The sequence below is a fragment of the Pseudarthrobacter humi genome, from assembly GCF_024294965.1.
In the GTDB taxonomy this organism is placed as follows: Bacteria; Actinomycetota; Actinomycetes; order Actinomycetales; family Micrococcaceae; genus Arthrobacter; species Arthrobacter humi.
The window spans coordinates 47440-67435 of sequence record NZ_JANCLV010000004.1 but is presented as its reverse complement, the minus strand read 5'-3'; the positions used below and the strand labels follow the sequence as shown (position 1 = coordinate 67435).

19 protein-coding genes are annotated in these 19996 nt (G+C 66.1%); 11 read left to right on the top strand and 8 right to left on the bottom strand.

Annotated features, from left to right (window positions below; translation table 11 throughout):
* Positions 1-71: 71 nt before the first annotated feature.
* The 7 genes from NFC73_RS07470 to NFC73_RS07440 all read right to left on the bottom strand — a co-directional run bounded on the left by NFC73_RS07470 (position 72) and on the right by NFC73_RS07440 (position 5656).
* On the bottom strand, positions 72-338 hold the full coding sequence (locus tag NFC73_RS07470) for a GlsB/YeaQ/YmgE family stress response membrane protein (RefSeq protein ID WP_254748976.1): 267 nt from the start codon (positions 336-338) through the stop codon (positions 72-74).
* 134 nt (positions 339-472) lie between these two features.
* Positions 473-1306, bottom strand: a complete 834-nt coding sequence (locus NFC73_RS07465; RefSeq protein ID WP_254748975.1) for an aldo/keto reductase — start codon at positions 1304-1306, stop codon at positions 473-475.
* Between the two features lie 157 nt (positions 1307-1463).
* Complete coding sequence (locus NFC73_RS07460) at positions 1464-2507, bottom strand: SDR family oxidoreductase (RefSeq protein WP_254748972.1); 1044 nt, start codon at positions 2505-2507, stop codon at positions 1464-1466.
* On the bottom strand, positions 2501-3472 hold the full coding sequence (locus NFC73_RS07455) for an aldo/keto reductase (RefSeq protein ID WP_254748970.1): 972 nt from the start codon (positions 3470-3472) through the stop codon (positions 2501-2503). Before NFC73_RS07455 ends, NFC73_RS07460 begins: the two co-directional genes overlap by 7 nt.
* A gap of 88 nt (positions 3473-3560) precedes the next feature.
* Complete coding sequence (locus NFC73_RS07450) at positions 3561-4382, bottom strand: aldo/keto reductase (RefSeq protein WP_254748968.1); 822 nt, start codon at positions 4380-4382, stop codon at positions 3561-3563.
* Positions 4383-4636: 254 nt separating this feature from the next.
* Positions 4637-4846, bottom strand: a complete 210-nt coding sequence (locus NFC73_RS07445) for a dodecin (protein WP_254748966.1) — start codon at positions 4844-4846, stop codon at positions 4637-4639.
* 105 nt (positions 4847-4951) lie between these two features.
* Positions 4952-5656 carry a FadR/GntR family transcriptional regulator gene (locus NFC73_RS07440; protein WP_248763112.1) on the bottom strand — a complete coding sequence of 235 codons (705 nt, stop codon included), beginning with the start codon at positions 5654-5656 and terminating at the stop codon, positions 4952-4954.
* 143 nt (positions 5657-5799) lie between these two features.
* On the opposite strand from NFC73_RS07440, the gene NFC73_RS07435 reads away from it, so the two are divergent.
* The 11 genes from NFC73_RS07435 to NFC73_RS07385 all read left to right on the top strand — a co-directional run bounded on the left by NFC73_RS07435 (position 5800) and on the right by NFC73_RS07385 (position 18733).
* The gene (locus NFC73_RS07435; RefSeq protein WP_254748964.1) at positions 5800-7299 is read left to right on the top strand and encodes a four-carbon acid sugar kinase family protein; all 1500 of its coding nucleotides are present in this window, start codon (positions 5800-5802) and stop codon (positions 7297-7299) included.
* 28 nt (positions 7300-7327) lie between these two features.
* Positions 7328-8227 (top strand): NAD(P)-dependent oxidoreductase, encoded by a 900-nt coding sequence (locus NFC73_RS07430; RefSeq protein ID WP_254748963.1) that lies wholly within the window; start codon positions 7328-7330, stop codon positions 8225-8227.
* 165 nt (positions 8228-8392) lie between these two features.
* Positions 8393-9859, top strand: a complete 1467-nt coding sequence (locus tag NFC73_RS07425) for a GntP family transporter (RefSeq protein ID WP_254748962.1) — start codon at positions 8393-8395, stop codon at positions 9857-9859.
* Positions 9859-10710 (top strand): class II fructose-bisphosphate aldolase, encoded by an 852-nt coding sequence (locus NFC73_RS07420; protein WP_254748961.1) that lies wholly within the window; start codon positions 9859-9861, stop codon positions 10708-10710. The genes NFC73_RS07425 and NFC73_RS07420 overlap by 1 nt, the downstream gene beginning before the upstream one ends.
* A 38-nt stretch (positions 10711-10748) precedes the next feature.
* Positions 10749-11153, top strand: coding sequence for a DUF1304 domain-containing protein (locus NFC73_RS07415; protein WP_254748960.1), 405 nt, complete (start codon positions 10749-10751; stop codon positions 11151-11153).
* Positions 11154-11272: 119 nt separating this feature from the next.
* Positions 11273-12652, top strand: a complete 1380-nt coding sequence (locus NFC73_RS07410; RefSeq protein WP_254748959.1) for an acyltransferase family protein — start codon at positions 11273-11275, stop codon at positions 12650-12652.
* Complete coding sequence (locus NFC73_RS07405; RefSeq protein ID WP_254748958.1) at positions 12649-12978, top strand: GNAT family N-acetyltransferase; 330 nt, start codon at positions 12649-12651, stop codon at positions 12976-12978. The genes NFC73_RS07410 and NFC73_RS07405 overlap by 4 nt, the downstream gene beginning before the upstream one ends.
* Before the next feature lie 298 nt (positions 12979-13276).
* On the top strand, positions 13277-14899 hold the full coding sequence (locus NFC73_RS07400) for a pyridoxal phosphate-dependent decarboxylase family protein (RefSeq protein WP_254749453.1): 1623 nt from the start codon (positions 13277-13279) through the stop codon (positions 14897-14899).
* Positions 14896-16269, top strand: a complete 1374-nt coding sequence (locus NFC73_RS07395) for a lysine N(6)-hydroxylase/L-ornithine N(5)-oxygenase family protein (protein WP_254748957.1) — start codon at positions 14896-14898, stop codon at positions 16267-16269. The genes NFC73_RS07400 and NFC73_RS07395 overlap by 4 nt, the downstream gene beginning before the upstream one ends.
* A complete protein-coding gene (locus NFC73_RS07390) occupies positions 16266-16856 on the top strand; it encodes a GNAT family N-acetyltransferase (RefSeq protein WP_254748956.1) in 591 nt (196 codons plus the stop codon). Before NFC73_RS07395 ends, NFC73_RS07390 begins: the two co-directional genes overlap by 4 nt.
* 2 nt (positions 16857-16858) lie before the next feature.
* On the top strand, positions 16859-18733 hold the full coding sequence (locus NFC73_RS07385) for an IucA/IucC family protein (RefSeq protein ID WP_308292664.1): 1875 nt from the start codon (positions 16859-16861) through the stop codon (positions 18731-18733).
* 13 nt (positions 18734-18746) lie between these two features.
* On the opposite strand, the gene NFC73_RS07380 is transcribed toward NFC73_RS07385, so the two are convergent.
* The gene (locus NFC73_RS07380) at positions 18747-19994 is read right to left on the bottom strand and encodes an RNA polymerase sigma factor (RefSeq protein WP_254748955.1); all 1248 of its coding nucleotides are present in this window, start codon (positions 19992-19994) and stop codon (positions 18747-18749) included.
* Positions 19995-19996 lie beyond the last annotated feature (2 nt).

Below are 19996 nucleotides of genomic sequence, written 5' to 3'. Positions count from 1 at the left end.
GCTTGGCCGGGGTAAAGAAAACCGGCCCCGGGATGTTGTCCCCGGGGCCGGTATTCATGCCGGTGACGAAGTTAGCTGCGGACGCCGCGCTTCGTGACCATGCCGTAAACCAGCAGCACGATGATCGAGCCGGCGATCGCGAGCAGCCAGGTCTGCAGCGAGAAGAACTCCTGCAGGCCGGTACCGAAAATCATTCCGCCAAGCCAGCCGCCGAGGAACGCACCGACGACGCCCAGGATGAGGGTGATGATCCAGCCGCCACCCTGCTTGCCCGGAAGGATCGCCTTAGCGATTGCGCCGGCAATAAGGCCAAGAATCAAAAATGCAAAGAAACCCATTTTGTCGTTCCTTCTTTCCTACATCAGGGAGGTGCCCGGATCCCGGGCACGCTTCGTCCCTCTGCCCCAATACTAATCATGCTTACTTTATTTTCGCCACTCTGAATCCCCGCGGAAAGCCTGTTCGGGCCCTCTCAGTGGCCTGTCGCGTCCGAATCGTTGCCGGCGCCGGGCCCCTCGTCCAGGATGGCAAGTTCCGCGAGATCCTGCCGATCCAGGGCGAAGTCGAAGATGTCCAGGTTTTCCTGCATCCGCTCGGGATTTCCTGATTTGGGAATGACTACAAGTCCCTTCTCAATATGCCAGCGCAGCACCAGTTGAGCCGGGGTCTTGTCGTATTTTTCACCCAGCTGCGCAAGCAGGGGAGCGCCCAACAGGCTTGCCCCCGACCCGCCCAGTGGGCTGTACGATTCCGTGACAATTCCGTGCGCGGCATTGAACTCCCGTTCCGCCTCGCGGGTAATCGCCGGGCTCAGCTGGATCTGGTTCACCGCAGGCACAACATCGGTTGCGGCCATCAGTCGTTCCAGGTGTGCCGGCTTAAAGTTGGAGACGCCGATGGACCGGACTTTGCCCTCCGCCTGCAGCCGCTCAAACGTCTTCCACGTTGAGACGAATTCATCACGCGCAGGGAGCGGCCAGTGGATCAGCAGCAGATCCACGTAGTCCAGCCCCATGCGGGTCAGTGACCCCTCCAACCCCGCCACCGCGCGGTCCTCGCCCTGGAACTGGCCGTCCAGCTTGGTAGTGACGAAGATTTCGCTCCGGTCCACCCCGCCTGCGCGGATGCCGTTCCCTATGCCTTCCTCATTGCCGTATTTCACTGCCGTATCGAAGTGCCGGTACCCGGCTTCCAGGGCCTGTACGACGGCGGCAGCCACCTGTTCGTCGTCCAGCGGCCAGGTGCCGAGCCCCAGCTGCGGAATGCTGTAGCCGTCATTGAGCATGATGAGCGGTGAGAGAGTCATTTCAACAGTCTGCCGTGCTTTCGCTTTCCTGGCCTTCGAATGCCCGGAGAATATTTGCTGCCTGGTAGTCGAGTACTGTTCGTGCCACTCCGGATACTTGAGCGCTGAGCTGTCGGCTGTCCGGACCAGCATTTCCTCACGCCAGTCACCCACTACGTCAGTCCGCAGGCCTTCGCGCCCACCTGATCAGCCGATCACTCAGATCCATGAACGACTGGTCCACCACCTGAAGTTCCGGGTGGCTGTCATGCCAGTCAACGATCTCCCGGGTCCCGTCCGCGAAGGGAATGGTGGCCGCAAAGCCAGGCACCAGGGCTTTGATCTTGGCGTTGTCGAAAACTACGGAGTGGGCGCGGTCGCCCAGGAGGCTTGGCCCCAGATGGGGGCTGTGTCCGGCGCTGTGCGCGGCGATGGTTTCCGAAGATATGTGGACCAGTTCGGGTTCGGCAACCCCGGCCGCCCGCGCAAACAGCCCATAGATCTGGTTCCAGGAGAGGTATTCATCCGACGTGATGGTGTAGCTCTCGCCCACCGCCTGCGGCCTGCCGAGCAGTCCCACGAAGGCCTTTGCGAAGTCCCTGGAGTGCGTCACGGTCCAGAGCGAGGTGCCATCACCGTGCACTATGACGGGCCGGCCGGTGCGCATCCGGTGGATGTCTGTCCAGCCGCCCAGCAGGCCCACCCTCGTGCGGTCGTACGTATGTGAGGGACGCACCACGGTGACCGGAAAGTCTTCTGACCGGTAGGCCTCGAACAAGAGGTCCTCGCACGCGATCTTGTTTCGCGAATACTGCCAGAACGGATTTTTCAGCGGAGTGGATTCCAGGATCGGCAGCCGGGTGGGCGGCTTCTGGTAGGCCGACGCCGAACTGATGAAAACGTACTGGCCGGTCCGGCCCCGGAACAGTTCCATACTGGAGCGCGCCTGATCTGGAGTGAAGGCAATAAAGTCCGCAACGGCGTCGAACTCCCTGCCCTGCAGCACTGCCCGCACAGCGTCCTGGTCGCGGATGTCCGCGTGCAGGACCTCCGCGCCGTCCGGTACCGGCTTGCCCGATTGGCCGCGGTTGAGGATGGTCACCCGGTGTCCCAGCACGACGGCGCGTTCCGCCGCTGCGGCGCTGATCACCCCGGTGCCGCCCAGGAAAAGGATGCTCCGCGGTGCCACGGTGTCGGCCGCGGAATCCAACGGATTCACCATGCGTAGTCTTCCGGTGCCGGCCGGTGGCCCGGGAAGATGTCGTCGAGCCGCTTGAGCGCGTCGGCGTCGAGCGTGACCTCCAACGCCCGGATGCCGGCGTCGAGCTGTTCCTGCGTGCGCGGCCCCACGATCGGTGCGGTGACAGCCGGCTGGTGAAGCAGCCACGCGAGCGCGATGTCGCCGGGTACGTGCCCCAGCCTGTCCGCGAGATCCTCGAACTGCTGGATCTGGTCCCGGTGCTGCTTGAGCGTTTCTGCGGCGCGACCTTCGATGCGCCGGACGCCCGCGCGTTCCTTCTTCAGGACGCCGCCCAGCAGCCCGCCCTGGAGCGGCGACCACGGGATCAGGCCGAGGCCATACTGCTGTGCCGCGGGGATGACCTCCAACTCCACCTCGCGGCGGAACAGGTTGTAGATGGACTGCTCGCTGACCAGCCCGGTGTAGTTCCGGCGGCGGGCGGCTTCCTGTGCCTGGGCGATGTGCCAGCCCGCGAAGTTGCTGCTGCCCGAGTAGAGGATCTTGCCCTGCTGGACGGCCACTTCGATGGCCTGCCAGATCTCGTCCCACGGCGTGTCCCTGTCAATGTGATGGAACTGGTACACGTCGATGTAGTCCGTCTGGAGGCGCTTCAGGCTGGCGTCCAGGGCGCGCCGGATGTTCAGCGCGGACAGCTTGGACTCGTTGGGGCGGTCAGTCATGGTGCCGTACAGCTTTGTGGCCAGGACGGTCCGTTCGCGGCGCTCGCCGCCCTGCGCGAACCAGCGGCCAATGATTTCCTCGGTCCAGCCCCGGTGCCCGCTGCCGCCATAGACGTTGGCTGTGTCGAAGAAGTTGATGCCGGCGTCCAGGGCGGAATCCATGATGCGGTGCGCGTCAGCCTCGTCGGTATGCGGGCCGAAGTTCATGGTGCCGAGGCAAAGCCGGGAAACTTTCAGGCCCGAACGGCCCAGGTGCGTGTACTGCATACGGAGGATCCTTCGCTGGTGGTTGGACGTGGCGAACCCGGTGACCGAGCCCGCCGGAATCGGTGCCGGCAGGCTCGGTCAGCTTTGGCTACAGCTGTGTGAAAGCGGCGACGGCGGGATCGGAACCGATGCGCGCGCCCCGCTCAAGGGCGGTGATGGAGGCGAGCTCGTCGTTGGTCAGCGTCAGGGCCGCGGCCGCGAAGTTTTCGCGGATACGGGACGGGTTAACCGACTTGGGGATGACGATGTTGCCGGCGGCCAGGTGCCAGGCCAGGACCACCTGCGCCGTGGTGGCGTCGTGTGCCTTCGCAACGGCGGTGACGGCGTTTCCGTTGAGGTCCCCACCCTGGCCCAGCGGGCTGTAGGCCTCCACCGCAACCCCGAGGGCACGGCTTTTTGCGGCTAGCTTGGCCTGCTGGTAGCTGGGGTGCAGTTCAATCTGGTTCACGGCGGGTACGATATTCGCGGACTCGAGCAGGGTGTCCAGGTGGTCGGAAAGGAAGTTCGAGACGCCGATGGCACGGATCGCCTTGGCGGCATACAGGGCCTCCAGTTCCTTCCAAGCCTGGACGTAGAGGCCCTGTGACGGGACCGGCCAGTGGATGAGGTAGAGGTCCACGAAGTCAAGACCCAGCGCCTCGCGGGTGTCCTGGAATGCGTCCCAGGCCCGGCCCTGATCGCCGTTGCGGAGCTTGGTGGTCACGAAGATGTCCTCGCGCGGAATGCCCGAGGCTGCGATGGCAGCGCCCACACCTGCTTCGTTGCGGTATCCCGCGGCGGTGTCGATGTGGCGGTAGCCGGCTGCCAGGGCATCTTCAACGATCCGCTGGGTGTCTTCCGGCGGAACCTGGAAAACGCCGAAGCCGAGCTGGGGGATAGTGACGCCGTTGTTCAGCGAGATTTCTGACATGGGTACTCCTCGTAGTGCTGAAGGGTGGTTCCCGGCTCGGGATGTCCGGCAGGAAACCGCTTTCGGGAACTGCTCCGGTACGAGCCTATGCACTTTCGCGCCGATAGTCAGTCCTTGACCGTGTGCCTGTTTTTCCTAGGACCGGCAGTCCTACCTTCGTTGCAGGAAGTGCCCGGCAGGGCCGTGCCGAATGGCTGAACAGTGATGGCCGCGCCCAAAAGGACGCGGCCATCACTGTTCAGACCTTGGAAGGGTCAGCTTTCGTGGCGGAAACCGAGCTTGATCCGTACCTGCCAGTCGGCAACTTTGCCGTCTTCGAGGTGACCGCGGATTTCCTTGACCTCGAACCAGTCCAGGTTGCGCAAGGTCTTGGCGGCCTCGGCGATCCCGTTGCGGACTGCCGCGTCCACGCCTTCTCCGGAGGTGCCGACAATTTCAGTAATGCTGTACGTGTGGTTGGACAACTTCGCTCCTCGTGATCGCCTTCGATTCCCGGTTGCGGGCCGTTCTTGAACACTAGTGGCACTTCTGAAGCGTGGCCAGAGCCAATAGTTCGGAGTGGACTCTGGTCAGGGCGCTTCGAGGACCAGGTTCTTGAGGTCATCCAGGGTCTGTTGCATGTGCAGGTCCATGGCTTCGCGCGACCTGCTCGGGTTACGCGATTCCAGTGCCTCGGCGATGTTCTGGTGGTGTCCGATGGCGTGCTCCTGGATGGTTGGCACGGCCGATGTTTCGGCCCGACGCTTCTCCAGCACCCGGTGCAGCGGTGCGAAAAGGACCGCCACAAAAACGTTCTCCGAGGCGCGCAGGATCAGGTCGTGGAACGCCAGGTCAGCCTCCACGAAGGCGGCAATGTCGTTGACCTCATGGGCTGCCCGCATCGCCGCTACATGGCCGAACAGCGCCTGGATGTCGGCGTCGCTGATCCGGGCCGCCGCGAGTTCGCACGCCCCGGTTTCAAGCATTCGGCGCAGTTCAATGAGCTGCACGGAGGCGGCGGCTTCGTTCTGTCCCTCTGACGCGGCGCGCAGGACAGCTTCCAGCGAAGCCCAGCGGTTCAACGGGTTAACGAACGTGCCGCGGCCGCGTTCCACACTGAGGATCCGCTGCGCTTCCAGGGTCTTCATGGCCTCGCGCACCGTCATCCGGCTTACCTCGTGCCTGGCGCTGAGTTCCAGCTCGCCGGGCACGCTGGATCCTGGTGGAAAGTCCCCGGCAATGATCCGGTCCAGGAGTTCGTCGGCTACAACGCCCACCAGTGATTTCCGTGCCATACGTCCCCCTTGCGGCGTCGCCAGATATGTCTGACAAGTCTACTTGCGCGTTTGTATGTCCTGTGCCACACTATTTGAAATGTTAGATGTCAGACATCTTACAGTTACGTCAATACTTAGATTTCCACACAATGGAGTGCACTGTGACGCTTGAAGCAGACATCCTGGCCACCTTCCCGGCCGAAGTCCGGATTCCCGCCCGCCTGGTTGCCGACGCCGTCGCCGCGTCCAGCGCGGAGACCCCCCGGATGCTCGTAGTGCTCGACGACGACCCCACCGGAACGCAGTCCGTTGCGGATCTGCCCGTGCTCACCCGCTGGGACGTGGAGGACTTCATCTGGGCGTTTGGCCAGGCGAAGCCTGCCGTGTACGTGCTGACCAACACCCGCAGCCTGGACCCCGCAGAAGCCGCGGCCCGCAATGAGGAAGTGGTCCGCAACGCACTGGCCGCCGCCGGTTCCGCAGATGCCGGTGCCGATTCGAGCCTGCGGCTGGGGTTCGTGAGCCGCAGCGACTCCACGCTCCGTGGCCACTACCCGCTGGAGCCCGACGTCATTGCGGCCACTGTTGCCGACGTCAGCGGAGAAGCCACCGACGGCGTTGTGCTGGTGCCGGCATTCCCCGACGCCGGACGCGTGACCATCGGCGGCGTGCACTACATGCGCGGCACCGGGGACGACGCCGGCAAGCTCACCCCCGTGGCCGAGACCGAATTCGCCAAGGACGCCAGCTTCGGCTTCGCCAACTCGGACATGACCGAATACGTGGAAGAGAAGTCACAGGGCCGCTTCGCCGCGGAATCCGTGATTGTCCTGGACCTGAACATCATCCGGGCCTCTGCCGATCCGCAGATCACCGCCAAGGCCATCGCCGACGCCATCGAGCCTGCCACCAACTCCACGCCGATCGTCGCTGACATCGTCACCGAGAACGATCTCCGCGCCCTGTCCCTGGGCCTGGAAGAAGCCGAACGGCGCGGCAAGAAGCTGCTCTACCGCGTGGGACCGCCGTTTGTCCGCGCACGGATCGGCCAGGAAATCCGCACCGAGCTCACCGGCGCTGAAGCCTACGCAGGCAACACCCCGTCCGAGGCCGGCGGCCTGATCGTGGTGGGTTCCCACGTGGGCGTCACCACCCGCCAACTCAAGGCCCTCACCGAACAGCACAGCGCCGCGCGCATTGTGGAGATCGACGTCGAGAAGCTAGTCGCCGCCGAAACCGAAACGGGCGCCGGGGACGCCCACCTCGACCAGACGGTTGACACCGTCGTGGAGGCACTCCGCGGGGGAGATGTCATCGTCCACACCAGCCGCCTGCTCATCAAGACCGATGACCCCGCAGCGAGCCTGCGGATCGCGCGCACGGTGTCCGCCGCCGTCGTCGCCGTGGTGAACCGGACCCTCAAGACCTTCCCGCCGCGCTTCGTCATCGCCAAGGGCGGCATCACGTCCTCCGACGTCGCCGCCCACGGCCTGGAGATCCGCCACGCCATTGTCCGCGGTCCCATGTTGCCGGGCATCGTCTCTCTTTGGGAGCCGGTGGACGGCCCCGCCAAGGGCATCCCGTACATCGTGTTCGCCGGCAACGTGGGCGATGACCAGTCCCTCGCCGACGTCACCCGCAAGCTCAGCAGCACTTTCTAATCCCCGCCAGTATTCAAGGAAGAACACCATGACCAGCAACTACACCATCACCGTCCTGGGCCTCGGCGCCATGGGCCTGCCCATGGCCACCCGACTGGCCAGCGAGCTCACCGTTCACGGCTTTGACATCGCCGAGCCGCGCCTGAAGCTCGCCGAAGAAGCAGGCATCCGCACGTTCGCCTCCGCCCGGGAAGCCTCCAAGGGCGCCGACGCCCTGCTCCTGGCGGTCCGCAACGGCGAGCAGCTCAACGACGTCCTCTTCGGTGAGAACGGTGTGGCCTCCGTGCTGGAGCCGGGCGCCGTCGTCATCCTCGGCAGCACCGTGGGCACCGAAGCCATCCCCGCAACCGTGGCACGCCTCGCCGATTACGGCGTTGAGCTCGTGGACGCGCCGCTGTCCGGCGGCCCCAAGCGCGCCGGCGAAGGCGACCTGCTGATCGTGGTCGGCGCTTCCCCCGAGGCCCAGGAGAAGGCCCGCCCGGCCCTCGAACTGCTGGCCTCCACGCTCACCGTGGTGGGCGACAAGCCCGGCGACGGCCAGGCCCTCAAGACCGTCAACCAGCTCCTCTGCGGCATCCACATCGCGGCCGCCGCCGAGGCCATGGCCCTCGCCGACGCGCTCGGCCTGGACCAGGCCAAGACCCTCGCAGCCCTCGAGGCCGGCGCGGCAGGTTCGTTTATGCTCTCCAACCGCGGCCCCCGCATCCTCGAGGCCTACACCGAGGAAGGCGCCGAGGTCCTGTCCCGCCTGGACATCTTCGTCAAGGACATGGGCATCGTGGGCAAGGCCACCCGCGCCGCAGGCCTGGCAACCCCCGTTGCCGCCGCCGCCGAGCAGCTGTACCTCCTGGGCCAGGCCCAGGGCCTCGCCGCCGCCGACGATTCCGCAGTCATCAAGGTTGTCGCGCCCACCAAGCGCACCGCCTAAGCACCACGGCACGACCGCAGCCCGGCTAAAGCACCCCCAAAAAATCGTACGACGACGGCGGTCCCCCCTCCGCCGTCGTCGTATCTTCCAGCGTTCACGCAGCATAAGAAATAGCGCCCGCTAGCCCGTCTTCTGGAAGACTGGCTTGTCGAAGGAGACACCGCAATGAACCCCCTGATTAACTCGCTGATGGTGCGGGCGGCCGATGCCCCCGCCATCAAGCCCGCGGTGGAGCTGGGTACTCCACTGCTCCTCACCATCGCGGCGATCGGCATCGCCGTCCTGTTGGTGATGATCATCCGCTTCAAGATCCAGGCCTTTGTGGCCCTGCTGACCGTAAGCATCGCCGTGGCCGTGGCCGCGCAGATCCCGCTGAAGGACGTCTTCACCGTCGTCGCTACCGGTGTGGGCGGAACCATGGGCAAGGTGGCCCTGCTGATCGCGCTCGGCGCCGTCCTGGGCCGGATGATCGAGGTTTCCGGCGGCGTCCAGTCGCTGGCCGCGCACTTCACCGAGAAGCTCGGCGCCAAGCGCGTCGCCGTGGCCCTGACCGCGGTCGGCTTCCTGGTGGCCATCCCCGTGTTCTTCGAGGTGGGCATCATTGTGCTCGTCCCGATCGTCTACGCCTTTGCGAAGATCGCCAACGTGCACCCGGTCAAGTTCGGCCTGCCGATGGCCGGCATTATGCTCTCCATCCACGTCGCCGTGCCGCCGCACCCGGGCATCGTGGCAGGCGCCGGCGTGTTCGGCGCCGACATCGGCCTGATCACGCTGATCTCGCTGCTCATCTGCGTCCCGCTCGGATTCCTGTCCTACTGGGTTGCCAGCATCATGAACCGCAAGGAGTATGAGCTCCTCCCCGGCGTCAAGGCCCAGGTGGACGAATTCGGTTCCGACTCCCTGGTCAAGGTCGGCCACCAAGGCCCCGGCGCCGTAGGCATCGCCCCGCCGCGTCCGGCCCTGATCATCTTCCTCATCGCCGCCCCGATCGTGCAGATCCTCATCGGCACCCTGGGCACGCTCACCATCCCGAAGGACAACTCCTGGTACGGCCTGGCTGCCTTCATCGGCAACCCGTTCTTCGCCTTGCTCGTAGCTGTTGCACTGTCCTTCTTCCTGCTCGCTGTCCGCCGCAACTGGTCCCTGAAGGAAACCGGCGAGATCTTCGAAGGCGCGCTGCCTCCCATCGCGTCCATCCTGATGGTTGTCGCCGCCGGCGGCGTGTTCGGTGAGGTCCTGCGGACCTCCGGCATCGGTGCCGCGCTGTCCCAGACGCTGGACCACCTGGGCCTGCCGGTCATTGTGCTCGGCTTTGTGATCTCCCTGGCACTGCGTGCAGCCCAGGGCTCGGCCACCGTCGCCATCGTCACCACCACCGGCCTGCTGACCTCCGCCGTGATGGAAGGCGGCTACTCTCCGGCGCAGATCGCCGTCATCGTGATCGCCATCGGCTTCGGTTCGCTGGGCCTGTCCCACGTGACCGACGCCGGGTTCTGGACCGTGGTGCGCTACTACGGCCTCACCGTCTCGGACGGCCTCAAGACCTGGACCGTCCTCACCACTGTCCTGGGCGTGGCCGGCTTTATCCTGACCTACGTGGCCTGGATCCTCGTGGGAGGCCTGAGCGTCTGATGCGCACCCGACTCGACCACCTCGTCACCGCCGCCCTCCAGCAGGGCTCGGCCGTTCCCGCATTCACCTGCTACGACTTCACCACTGCGCTGGCTGTTGTGGGCGCGGCCGAGGACGCGGGCCACGGGGTCATCCTGCTGGTGGCCCCCAAAACGGCCGGCACGTCCAACGGCCTCCGCCTGGTCGCCGCGCTCCGCGGGCTGGCAGACGCCGCATCCGTTCCGGTGGCCGTCCAGCTGGACCACGCGACGGACCTCAAGGTGATGGCCGACGCCGTCGCCGCGGGGGCGGATTCGGTCCTCGCGGACGGTTCGTCGCTTCCGTATGAGGACAACATTGCACTGGTCCGTGACGCGCGCGCTGTGCTGGGCGCCGACGTCGTGCTTGAAGCGGAACTCGGCGGCCTTGCCGGCGACGAGGACCGGGCCTTCGGCGCGGACGAAGCCGGCGTGGCAGTGGCCGGCCTGACGGATTCCGCCCAGGTGGAGGATTTTGTGGCCCGGACCGGCGCGGAACTGCTGGCTGTTGCGGTGGGCAACGTCCACGGCAAGTACAAGGGCGAGCCGCAGCTGCGCTGGGACGTCCTGCAGGACATTGCGGTGCGGACCCACATTCCCCTGGTGCTCCACGGCGCGTCCGGCATTCCGGCGGGGGAACTGGTCAAGGCCGCCGCCATGAACGTGGGCAAAGTGAACTTCAATACCGAGCTCCGCACCGGCGTGCTGTCCACGCTCCAGGAGCAGCTGCCGGCGCACCGGGCCGACGGCGAGAACCTCCAGGGCCTGCTGGGCCACTGGAACACCTCGGCCAGGGAATTCGCCACGTCGGCGTTGGGCATGCTCAGCCGCTGACGCATCAGTTGAGTTTTTGGGGAGGCTAGGATCAGCACATGATCCTGGCCTCCCTGCTTTTTGCCTTCCTCGCCGCCGCGCTCCACGTGTACATCTTCACCATGGAGTCCCTCACCTGGACCACGCCGGCCACGTGGAAGCGCTTCGGCCTCGCCTCCCAGGCCGACGCCGAGACCACCAAACCCCTCGCCTACAACCAGGGCTTCTACAACCTGTTCCTGGCCATCGGCGCGTTCATCGGGGTGGGCTGCATGGCGCTTGGCCCGGACGGATCGGCGCAGCACGTGGTGGGCTGGACGCTGATCTTCAGCTCCTGCGGCTCCATGCTCCTCGCCGCCGCGGTGCTGGCACTCAGCGGGAAAAAATACCTCCGCGCCGCGGTTCTGCAAGGCACGACGCCGTTGCTCGCCGTCGTGCTTGGGTTGCTGGCCGTTGCCGGCTGACTGACGCTCCTGAGCGACCACTGCTGAGTTGACGTTGTGCCCGTTTCTGGCCGGGAGCACGCATTTCTGGCCGGGAGCGCATCGCGGGCGGACAATGGAGTGAACAACAGCATCGGCGCATGTTGGGACTGCACGTGAGTGGTGTGAAGGAGCCGGGGCCGGCCCCGCAGGGTGAACAGGCGGTCCGGCGCGACCTCGTGATCGACCTTGTCCGGTTCGTCTGCCTGGCCCTGGTGGTGGTGGGCCACTGCATGATGGTCAGCCCGGTCCTGCAAGGGGACGGCACCGTGACCTCCAAAAATACGCTGGGCGATCAGCCGTGGTTCGAGCCCGTGATCTGGATCTTTATGGTGATGCCGCTGTTCTTCGTGACCGGCGGCACCACGGGCCTCCAGTCCTGGCAGCGGCTGAGAGCCCGCGGCGGCACGGGCGTCGAGTTTGCCCAGGCCCGGCTGCTGCGGCTGGTCCGCCCGGCGGCGGCACTCCTGGCGGTGATGTTCCTGGGGTTCTGGGCCGCGCTGCTGTTGGGCGTGGACGCCCAGGTGGTGCAGCTGATGACCACCGGAGCGGGCATGCCGCTCTGGTTCCTGGCCGCCTACCTGGCCGCCCAGCTCAACATCCCGCTGCTGGCCCGGTTCCACGAGCGCGCGCCCTGGCTGACCGTTTCGGTCCTGGCGGCCCTCGTGGTGGCCATCGACTGCTTCCGCGGAGCGCTGCCCATGCTCGCCTACGCAAATCTTGTTTTCCTGTGGTGCGCCGTACAGCAGCTTGGTTTCCTGATGGCCGACGGTCACCTGGCCAGGCTCACGCGCTCCGGCCTGGTGGGGCTCATCCTGGCAGCCAACCTGGTGCTCGGGCTGGTCACCGGCCTGGGTCTCTACTCCGGAAACATGCTGGTCAACCTCAACCCGCCCAACCTCTGTCTGCTGCTCCTGGGCGTGTCCCAGGCTGCCGCGCTCCAGCTCTTCCGGCCGGGGCTCGGCTGGGTTTCGGGCGTGCGCTGGATCCGCGCGGTGGTCATGGTTGCCGGCCGCCGCTCCATGACCGTGTACCTGTGGCACCTGCCGTTGCTCGCGGCCATGTCCGGGCTCCTGCTCCTCACCGACTTCCCCAAGCCCGCGGCAGGCACCGCCGAATGGTGGTGGGCCCGGCCGCTCGTCCTCCTGGGGGTTGTGGCCCTCCTGCTCCCGGTGCTGGCCGCGTTCGGGCACCTTGAGGAACGTCCGACGGCGTCTGTCCACACCCGCGGCCGGCCCGCCGCCGCGGTGGTGACGGCCGCCGTCGTCGTCTTCATTCCGGTGGCGGACGCTGCCCTCAACGGCCTGACGCTGGGCCTGCTCGGAGGCGGCGCGGCATGCTTTGTGTTGGCCGTCCTGCTGCTGGGCCGGATGCCCGAACGTGTCCCCGGCGATGTCGGTGCCGAACGCGTCGCCCACGATGGCAGCCAGCCTGAGGGGCCATTGCCAGCAGGGCCAAGTAGTGCCAATGTCGAACCATGACTGAGAACATGATTTCCACAGAGGACAAGTTCAGCCCCGACGTTTCTCTGTCCAGGGATGACGAGCATCACCGCTACGAGCTGCGGGTGGGTGGAAAGGTCGCCGTCCAGTCCTTCTTCCGGGACCTGCCCGGACATGTGGATTTCCTCCACACCGACACTGCCGAGGCCTTCCAGGGCCAGGGCCTGGGCAAGGTGCTGGCCCATTTCGCGCTCGACGACGTGGTGGCCTCGGGCAAGCGGATCATCCCCCATTGCCCCTTCATTACCCGCTATCTCCGCGCGCACGAGGGCTACGAACAGCACATCGACTGGCCGGACAACTAGCGCGAACGGTCATTTGAGCCCCCTCCAACCAGCGCGAACGGTCATTTAAGGCCTTGGAGACTCCCATCGGAAGGCCTCAAGTGGCCGTTCGCGCGGGGTATCTTGCACCCGATTCGTGATCGGGGCCAGTCAATGACGCGCCCGCGCCCTGAAGAACGCCGTATTCCCGCGGCTTAAGATAAATAAGTCACTAAAGTTTGACGAAAAGGTTCACCTAAGTAAGGCTTGCCTTGCTAAGGACAACCCCAACGTCGAACTAAGGATGACCACTGTGCCGCTGCTGCCCCGTGTTGATGAGATGTACGTGGATGAGAATCGGGTGGGCGAAACCCTGCCCGGGCAGGATTTCGGCTCCCGCGTGGAACTGGCCCTCGCTGCCACCAACCATCTGTTCAACACCAGGAACTCCACCCGGTACGTGGCGCAGGTGCTGCAGGGAGTCAACGCCGTGGCCACCAAAATCGACCGCACCACCCGACCCTTTACCGGCGTCGGGCCTGCCGAAATGAAGGCGCGCATCGGCGCCGTTGACCTGGACCAGCCGCTCCCGGACACCGCCGCGGCCCTGGAGGAGCTGGAGACCGTCTACCTGCGGGACGCCATCTACTTCCACGATGCGAAGTACGCGGCACACCTGAACTGCCCGGTGGTGATCCCGGCGCTGGTGGGGGAGGCCATCCTGTCCGCGGTGAACTCCTCAATGGACACCTGGGACCAGAGCGCCGGGGCCACCATGATCGAGCGCCGACTCATCGACTGGACCGCCGAACGGCTGCAGCTGGGGGCTGCAGCCGACGGCGTGTTCACCTCCGGCGGCAGCCAGTCCAACCTGCAGGCACTGCTGATCGCGCGCAACCACGCCGTTGTCGGGCTGCGGCAGGATCCGGCCAACGCCGGACTCCGGCTGCCCGCCCTGCTGGAAAGGCTCCGGATTTTCACATCCGCCGACAGCCACTTCAGCATCCAGAAGTCCGCGTCCATGCTGGGGCTGGGGTTCGACGCCGTCATCTCCGTCCCCTGTGCCGCGGACCACAAGATGGACCCGGCCGCGCTCGCCGAGGCCATGGCGGAAACCCACGAAACCGGGCTGGTGCCGATGGCGGTTGTGGCCACCGCCGGCACCACAGACTTCGGTGCGGTGGACCCGCTCGCGGACCTCGCGGCCCTGGCCCGCGCCTACGGTGCGTGGTTCCACATTGACGCGGCTTACGGCGGCGGACTGATGGTTTCCAGCCGCTACCGCCACCTCTTGGACGGGACCCGCCTGGCCGACTCCGTCACCGTGGACTTCCACAAAACGTTCTTCCAGCCCGTCAGCTCCAGCGCCCTGCTGGTCCGCGACCGCGCCATGCTCCAGCACGTCACCTACTACGCGGACTACCTGAACCCGGAAAGCGCCGCCCTGGCCGAGATCCCCAACCAGGTGGATAAGAGCATCCAGACCACCCGGCGCTTTGACGCGCTCAAACTGTGGCTGACCCTGCGCATCATGGGCGCGGATGCGATCGGCGCCCTGTTTGATGAAGCGATCGATCTCGCCGCCCGGGTGGGATCAGTGCTGGCGGCCGACCACGACTTTGAGCTCGCCGCCGCCCCGCAGCTCAGCACACTGGTCTTCCGCTACCGGCCCAGAGATTCCGGTGCTGACATCACTGGCGCCGCGTCCGGCGCTCACGGCCGGCTTTCCGAGGATGCGGCCGACGCCCTCAACCCGGCCATCCGCGCGGCCGTTTTCGCGTCCGGGCAGGCCGTGGTGGCCGGCACCAGGGTGGCGGGCAGGCACTATCTGAAGTTCACCCTCCTCAACGCCGAAGCAACCCTGGAGGACATCAGCGAGATCATCGAGCTGCTGCGCCGCACCGGCGCGCAGCTGCTGTCCGGCGCCAACACCAACAACAGCACCAGCGAGGTGTCCGCATGAGCACCTCCACCGAACCGCGCATTTTCGACTTCGCCGGCATCGGCGTCGGGCCCTTCAATCTTGGCCTGGCCGCCCTCAGCGAGCCGGTGGACGGGCTGGACGGCGTCTTCCTGGAGCAACGGGAATCATTCGACTGGCACCCCGGCATGATGCTGGAGCCGGCCCACCTCCAGGTGCCGTTCATGGCGGACCTGGTGTCGCTGGCCGACCCCACGTCGCCGTATTCGTTCCTGAACTTCCTCAAGCAGACCGGCCGCCTCTACCGCTTCTACATCCGCGAAAACTTCTATCCGCTGCGCGCGGAATACAACCAGTACTGCCAGTGGGTGGCAGGCCAGCTGCGGTCCGTTCGTTTTAGCACAGCCGTGCTGGATGTAACGTACGACGCCGGCGTGTACCGCCTTTCGGTGGCAGGTCCCGAAGGGCCTGGGGTGCTGCTGGCGCGGCGGCTGGTGCTGGGCACGGGCACCTCGCCGTACGTGCCGGCGTCCTGTGGCGGAATAGTCGACGCAGCCGCTGATGGCGGCGGGGGACTTGTCCTCCACAACGCCGACTACCTGTCGAGGAAGAGTGAGCTGCAGGCCAAGCGGAGCATCACCATCGTGGGCAGCGGCCAGAGTGCCGCGGAAATCTACTACGAGCTCCTGCAGGACATCGACACCCACGGCTACCAGCTGAACTGGGTCACCCGGTCCGGACGGTTCTTCCCCCTGGAATACACCAAGCTCACACTCGAGATGACCTCGCCGGAGTACGTGGACTACTTCCATGGGCTGCCCCAGGACCGGCGCGACGGCCTGATCAAGAGCCAGAAGAACCTGTACAAAGGCATCAACTCCGAGCTGATCGACGCCATCTACGACCTCCTGTACACCAAGAGCATCTCCGGCATGGTGGACACCCAGCTCCTGACCCACTCATCGCTCACCGGCGCGGCGTGGGATCGGGCCGCCGGTTCCCACGCCCTGCAGCTCCGGCACGAGGAGCAAGGCTCGGACTATGTGCTGGACAGCGAAGCCGTAGTCCTGGCCACCGGTTACACCTACCGGGAGCCGGACTTCCTGGCCGGCATCCAGGACCGGATTGCCAGGGACCCCTCCGGCCGGTTTGCCGTGGCACGCAACTACAGCACCGGCGTCGAACCCGGCGAAGTCTTCGTCCAGAACGCCGAGCTGCACACACACGGCTTTGTCACCCCGGATCTCGGCATGGCTGCCTACCGCAACTCGTGCATCCTGAAGGAGATCACCGGCCGCGAGGTCTATCCGGTGGAACGCAGCATCGCCTTCCAGCAATTCGGCGCGCCGGAAGCTGTTCCGGCAGCAGCAGGCCCGGCCCGGGAAGAGCAGACAGCGGTGGTGTCCGCATGAGCTTCACGTTCCGCTGTGTCGACGCCGTTGCCGACGCGCCACTCCTCCACAACTGGGTCACCCAGCCGTACGCGTCGTTCTGGGGGATGCTGTCCGCCACAGTTGACGGCGTTGTGGAGGAATACACAACGATCCAGTCCAGCGGGCACCACCACGCCTTGCTGGGGCTCGACGCCGGCGTCCCCGCCTTCCTGATGGAGGAATACCTGCCGGCCGCCTCGCCTCTGGCCGCGGTCTATGCCGTGCAGGAGGGCGACATCGGCATGCACCTGCTGGTGGCGCCGCCGCCGGAAGACCCCCAACCGGGGTACACGGCCGCGGTGATGGACGCCGTGCTGGAGCGGTTGTTCGAAAAACCGGGCGTGGAACGCGTGGTGGTTGAACCGGACGCCCGGAACTCCAAAATCCATGTGCTCAATGAGCGGCTCGGTTTCCAGCCGGCAGGCGTCGTAACGCTGCCGGACAAGGAAGCGCTGCTCAGCTTCTGCACACGCCAGGACCACATCGCCGCCCGCGAAGCCCTGCGCCGCCCCCAAGACCCTTCCCATGACCTTTCCGCCCCGATCCACCAGGGAGCATCACTGTGACCATCACCGAGCTGGACCAAACCGTCGTCGAAATACCGGACAGCACCGCCAACACCGTTCCCCACCTCGCACCCGAACGCTGGGCTATAGCCAACCGCCACCTGGTCCGCAAGGCGCTCGCCGAATTCCTGCACGAACGCATCCTGGAGCCGCAGCGCCTGGGCTCCGGCAGGGGTGCCACGGGTCCGGAGGAACCCGCAGTGTACGTGGTCCGCAGCGACGACGGCCTCACGGCGTACTCGTTCACGGCCCGCGTGCTTGAGCTGGAGCACTGGTCGGTGGACGCCGCTTCGATCCACTGCACACGCAAAGGCGAGGATGCCGCCCCGGACGCCCTGCGTTTCATCACCGAGTTCAGGGACACCCTGGGCATCCGCGAGGAGATGCTCCCGGTCTACCTTGAAGAGATCAGCAGCACCCTGGCCGGCCACTCCTACAAGCAGTGGCTGGGACAGCCGTCCGCCGAGGAACTCGCGGCAGGAGTCACCGGCGGCACGGACCCCGCCGCCGACTTCCAGGCCATCGAACGCAGCATGACGGAGGGCCACCCGTGTTTCGTGGCCAACAACGGCAGGCTGGGGTTCGGCATCAGTGACTACCGGGCGTTCGCGCCGGAGACCGGAGCCCCCGTCCGCCTGGAATGGATCGGGGTGCACCGCAGCAAGGCTGTCTTCACCGCCAGCGCGGGGCTGGACTACCGCGCCCACCTGGAGGCCGAGCTCGGCGCCGCCGCGCTGCAGTCCTTTGAGAGCGAATTCTCGGCGCAGGGTGTGGACCCCGCCCAGTACTTCCTGATGCCGGTGCATCCGTGGCAGTGGGAGAACAAGCTCACCGTCACGTTCGCTGCCGAAATCGCCCAGCAGCACATCATCCATCTGGGGACCGGTGCCGACAGTTACCAGGCCCAGCAGTCCATCCGCACGTTCTTCAACACGGCCGCGCCCGCCAAGAGCTACGTCAAGACGGCGATGTCCGTCCTGAACATGGGCTTTATGCGGGGACTCTCGCCGCAGTACATGAAGGCAACCCCCGCCATCAACGACTGGCTGCAGGACCTGATCCGGTCAGACGAAGCCCTGCAGAAACGCGGCCTGGCCATGATCAGCGAGATCGCTGCCATCGGCTACCACAACGGCTACTACGAGGCCGCGTCCGCCAAGGGCTCGCCGTACCGGAAAATGCTGTCCGCGCTGTGGCGGGAAAGTCCGCTCCCGCTGCTGGAGGACGGCCAGCAGCTTGCCACCATGGCGTCCCTGCTGCACGTCGATTCGACCGGCAAACCGATGGCGTCTGCCCTGATTGAGCGCTCCGGAGTGGAGCCCGCTGAATGGCTGCGCCGCTTCTTTGAGGCCTACCTCGTCCCGTTGGTCCACTGCCTCTACCGGTACGAACTCGCCTTTATGCCGCATGGCGAGAACGTGATCCTCGTGCTGGATAACGGTGTGCCCGTCCGTGCGGTGATGAAGGACATCGCCGAGGAAATCGTGGTGATGGGGCGCCGGCTGGACCTGCCCGCGGACGTATCACGGATCCAGGTGGACATTCCCGACAGTGAAAAGGTGCTGGCCATCTTCACGGATGTGTTCGACTGCATCTTCCGCTTCCTCAGTGCCCTGCTGGTGGAGGACGGGAAACTCAGCGAGGAGGAGTTCTGGGGCACGGCCGCCCGCGTTATCCAGGAGTACCAGGCTGAACACCCGGAGCTCGCGGACCAGTTCGCCCGCCACGACCTGTTCGCCCCTGACTTTGAACTGTCGTGCCTTAACCGGCTGCAGCTGCGGAACAACCAGCAGATGCTGGACCTCACCGACCCGTCCGGCGGGCTGCAGATGGCCGGCCGGCTTGCCAACCCGCTCGCCAGGTTCGCTGTGGCGTGAGCTCAGCCAGGAGTCAGCTGAGCTCGTCCGCCTTGCGCTGCAGCACCGCGCGCTCGGCGGCGTTTCCGCACAGCGCCACGGCCTGCAGGAGTGCGGACCGTGCGTCGTCATGCCTGCCGAGCCGGGTAAGCATCTCGCCACGGACCGCGGGAAGCAGGTGCGAGCCCGCCAGTTCTCCGCGTGCGGCGATGGCCTCCACGAGCTCCAGTCCGTCCGCCGGGCCGGAGGCCATCGCGACGGCCACCGCACGGTTGAGCTCGACGACGGGGGACGGGGCCAGCCGGCCGAGGGCTTCGTAGAGGATGACGATCCGCTGCCAGTCCGTCTCGGCCACCGAATGAGCCACCGCGTGGCACTCGGCGATGGATGCCTGCAGGCCGTACGCACCCAACCCGCGTCCGGATCCCGCGGCCCGGGCCAGCGCCGCACGTCCGCGGCGGATCGCGGCCTGGTCCCACCGCCGTCGGTCCTGGTCTTCCAGAAGCACCGGGCGGCCCGACGCATCGAGCCGGGCCGGGAACCGCGCGGCGGTGAGTTCCATCAGCGCAATCAGCCCGAACACCTCGGGTTCGGGCGCTATCCGCACCAGCACGCGGGCCAAGCGGCGGGCTTCGCCAGCGAGGTCCGTGCGGATCCACTCCGCGCCGCCGGAGGCAAACGAGCCCTCCGTGAAGATCAGGTAGATGACGTTGAGCACCGAGCCAAGACGTTCAGCCCGCTCGGGCGGCTCAGGCACCGCGAACGGCACCTGTGCGGCGGCCAGCGTCTTCTTGGCCCGGGTGATGCGTGCCTGGATCGTCGCCACCGGGACCAGGAAGGCCTTGGCAATCTCGTCGCTGCCCAGGCCGCCCGCTACGCGCAGCGTCAAGGCGATCCGGGACTCCTTGGCCAGCACCGGATGGCAGGAGATGAACATCAGGGCGAGCACGTCGTCGTCGATCGCATCGGGGTCGAACAAGGTGTCCGCTCCTGGCTCCTCCGCCGCGAGGTCGCTGGCCAGCAGGGCGTACTTTTCGTCCCGTGCCGCCCGCCGGCGGAACGTATCAATCGCTCGACGGCGGCCTGTGGTGAGGAGCCAGCCGGCGGGTTCAGCGGGTATCCCGTTGACGGACCAGGAGACGAGTGCTTCGGCGAGTGCCTCCTGGGCGAGATCCTCGGCCAGCGGGAAGTCGCCTGTATAGCGGGCCAGGGCGCCGACGATGCGGGCGGATTCCATCCGCCACACTGCCTCGACGGCGCCCCGCGCCTCAACCGCACTCACTG

Bases quoted from the DNA above. Each gene is read 5' to 3' on its own strand.
- NFC73_RS07470 (WP_254748976.1), bottom strand. From the start codon at position 338: ATGGGTTTCTTTGCATTTTTGATTCTTGGCCTTATTGCCGGCGCAATC.
- NFC73_RS07465 (WP_254748975.1), bottom strand. From the start codon at position 1,306: ATGACTCTCTCACCGCTCATCATGCTCAATGACGGCTACAGCATTCCG.
- NFC73_RS07460 (WP_254748972.1), bottom strand. From the start codon at position 2,507: ATGGTGAATCCGTTGGATTCCGCGGCCGACACCGTGGCACCGCGGAGC.
- NFC73_RS07455 (WP_254748970.1), bottom strand. From the start codon at position 3,472: ATGCAGTACACGCACCTGGGCCGTTCGGGCCTGAAAGTTTCCCGGCTT.
- NFC73_RS07450 (WP_254748968.1), bottom strand. From the start codon at position 4,382: ATGTCAGAAATCTCGCTGAACAACGGCGTCACTATCCCCCAGCTCGGC.
- NFC73_RS07440 (WP_248763112.1), bottom strand. From the start codon at position 5,656: ATGGCACGGAAATCACTGGTGGGCGTTGTAGCCGACGAACTCCTGGAC.
- NFC73_RS07430 (WP_254748963.1), top strand. From the start codon at position 7,328: ATGACCAGCAACTACACCATCACCGTCCTGGGCCTCGGCGCCATGGGC.
- NFC73_RS07425 (WP_254748962.1), top strand. From the start codon at position 8,393: ATGAACCCCCTGATTAACTCGCTGATGGTGCGGGCGGCCGATGCCCCC.
- NFC73_RS07420 (WP_254748961.1), top strand. From the start codon at position 9,859: ATGCGCACCCGACTCGACCACCTCGTCACCGCCGCCCTCCAGCAGGGC.
- NFC73_RS07415 (WP_254748960.1), top strand. From the start codon at position 10,749: ATGATCCTGGCCTCCCTGCTTTTTGCCTTCCTCGCCGCCGCGCTCCAC.
- NFC73_RS07410 (WP_254748959.1), top strand. From the start codon at position 11,273: ATGTTGGGACTGCACGTGAGTGGTGTGAAGGAGCCGGGGCCGGCCCCG.
- NFC73_RS07405 (WP_254748958.1), top strand. From the start codon at position 12,649: ATGACTGAGAACATGATTTCCACAGAGGACAAGTTCAGCCCCGACGTT.
- NFC73_RS07400 (WP_254749453.1), top strand. From the start codon at position 13,277: ATGTACGTGGATGAGAATCGGGTGGGCGAAACCCTGCCCGGGCAGGAT.
- NFC73_RS07395 (WP_254748957.1), top strand. From the start codon at position 14,896: ATGAGCACCTCCACCGAACCGCGCATTTTCGACTTCGCCGGCATCGGC.
- NFC73_RS07390 (WP_254748956.1), top strand. From the start codon at position 16,266: ATGAGCTTCACGTTCCGCTGTGTCGACGCCGTTGCCGACGCGCCACTC.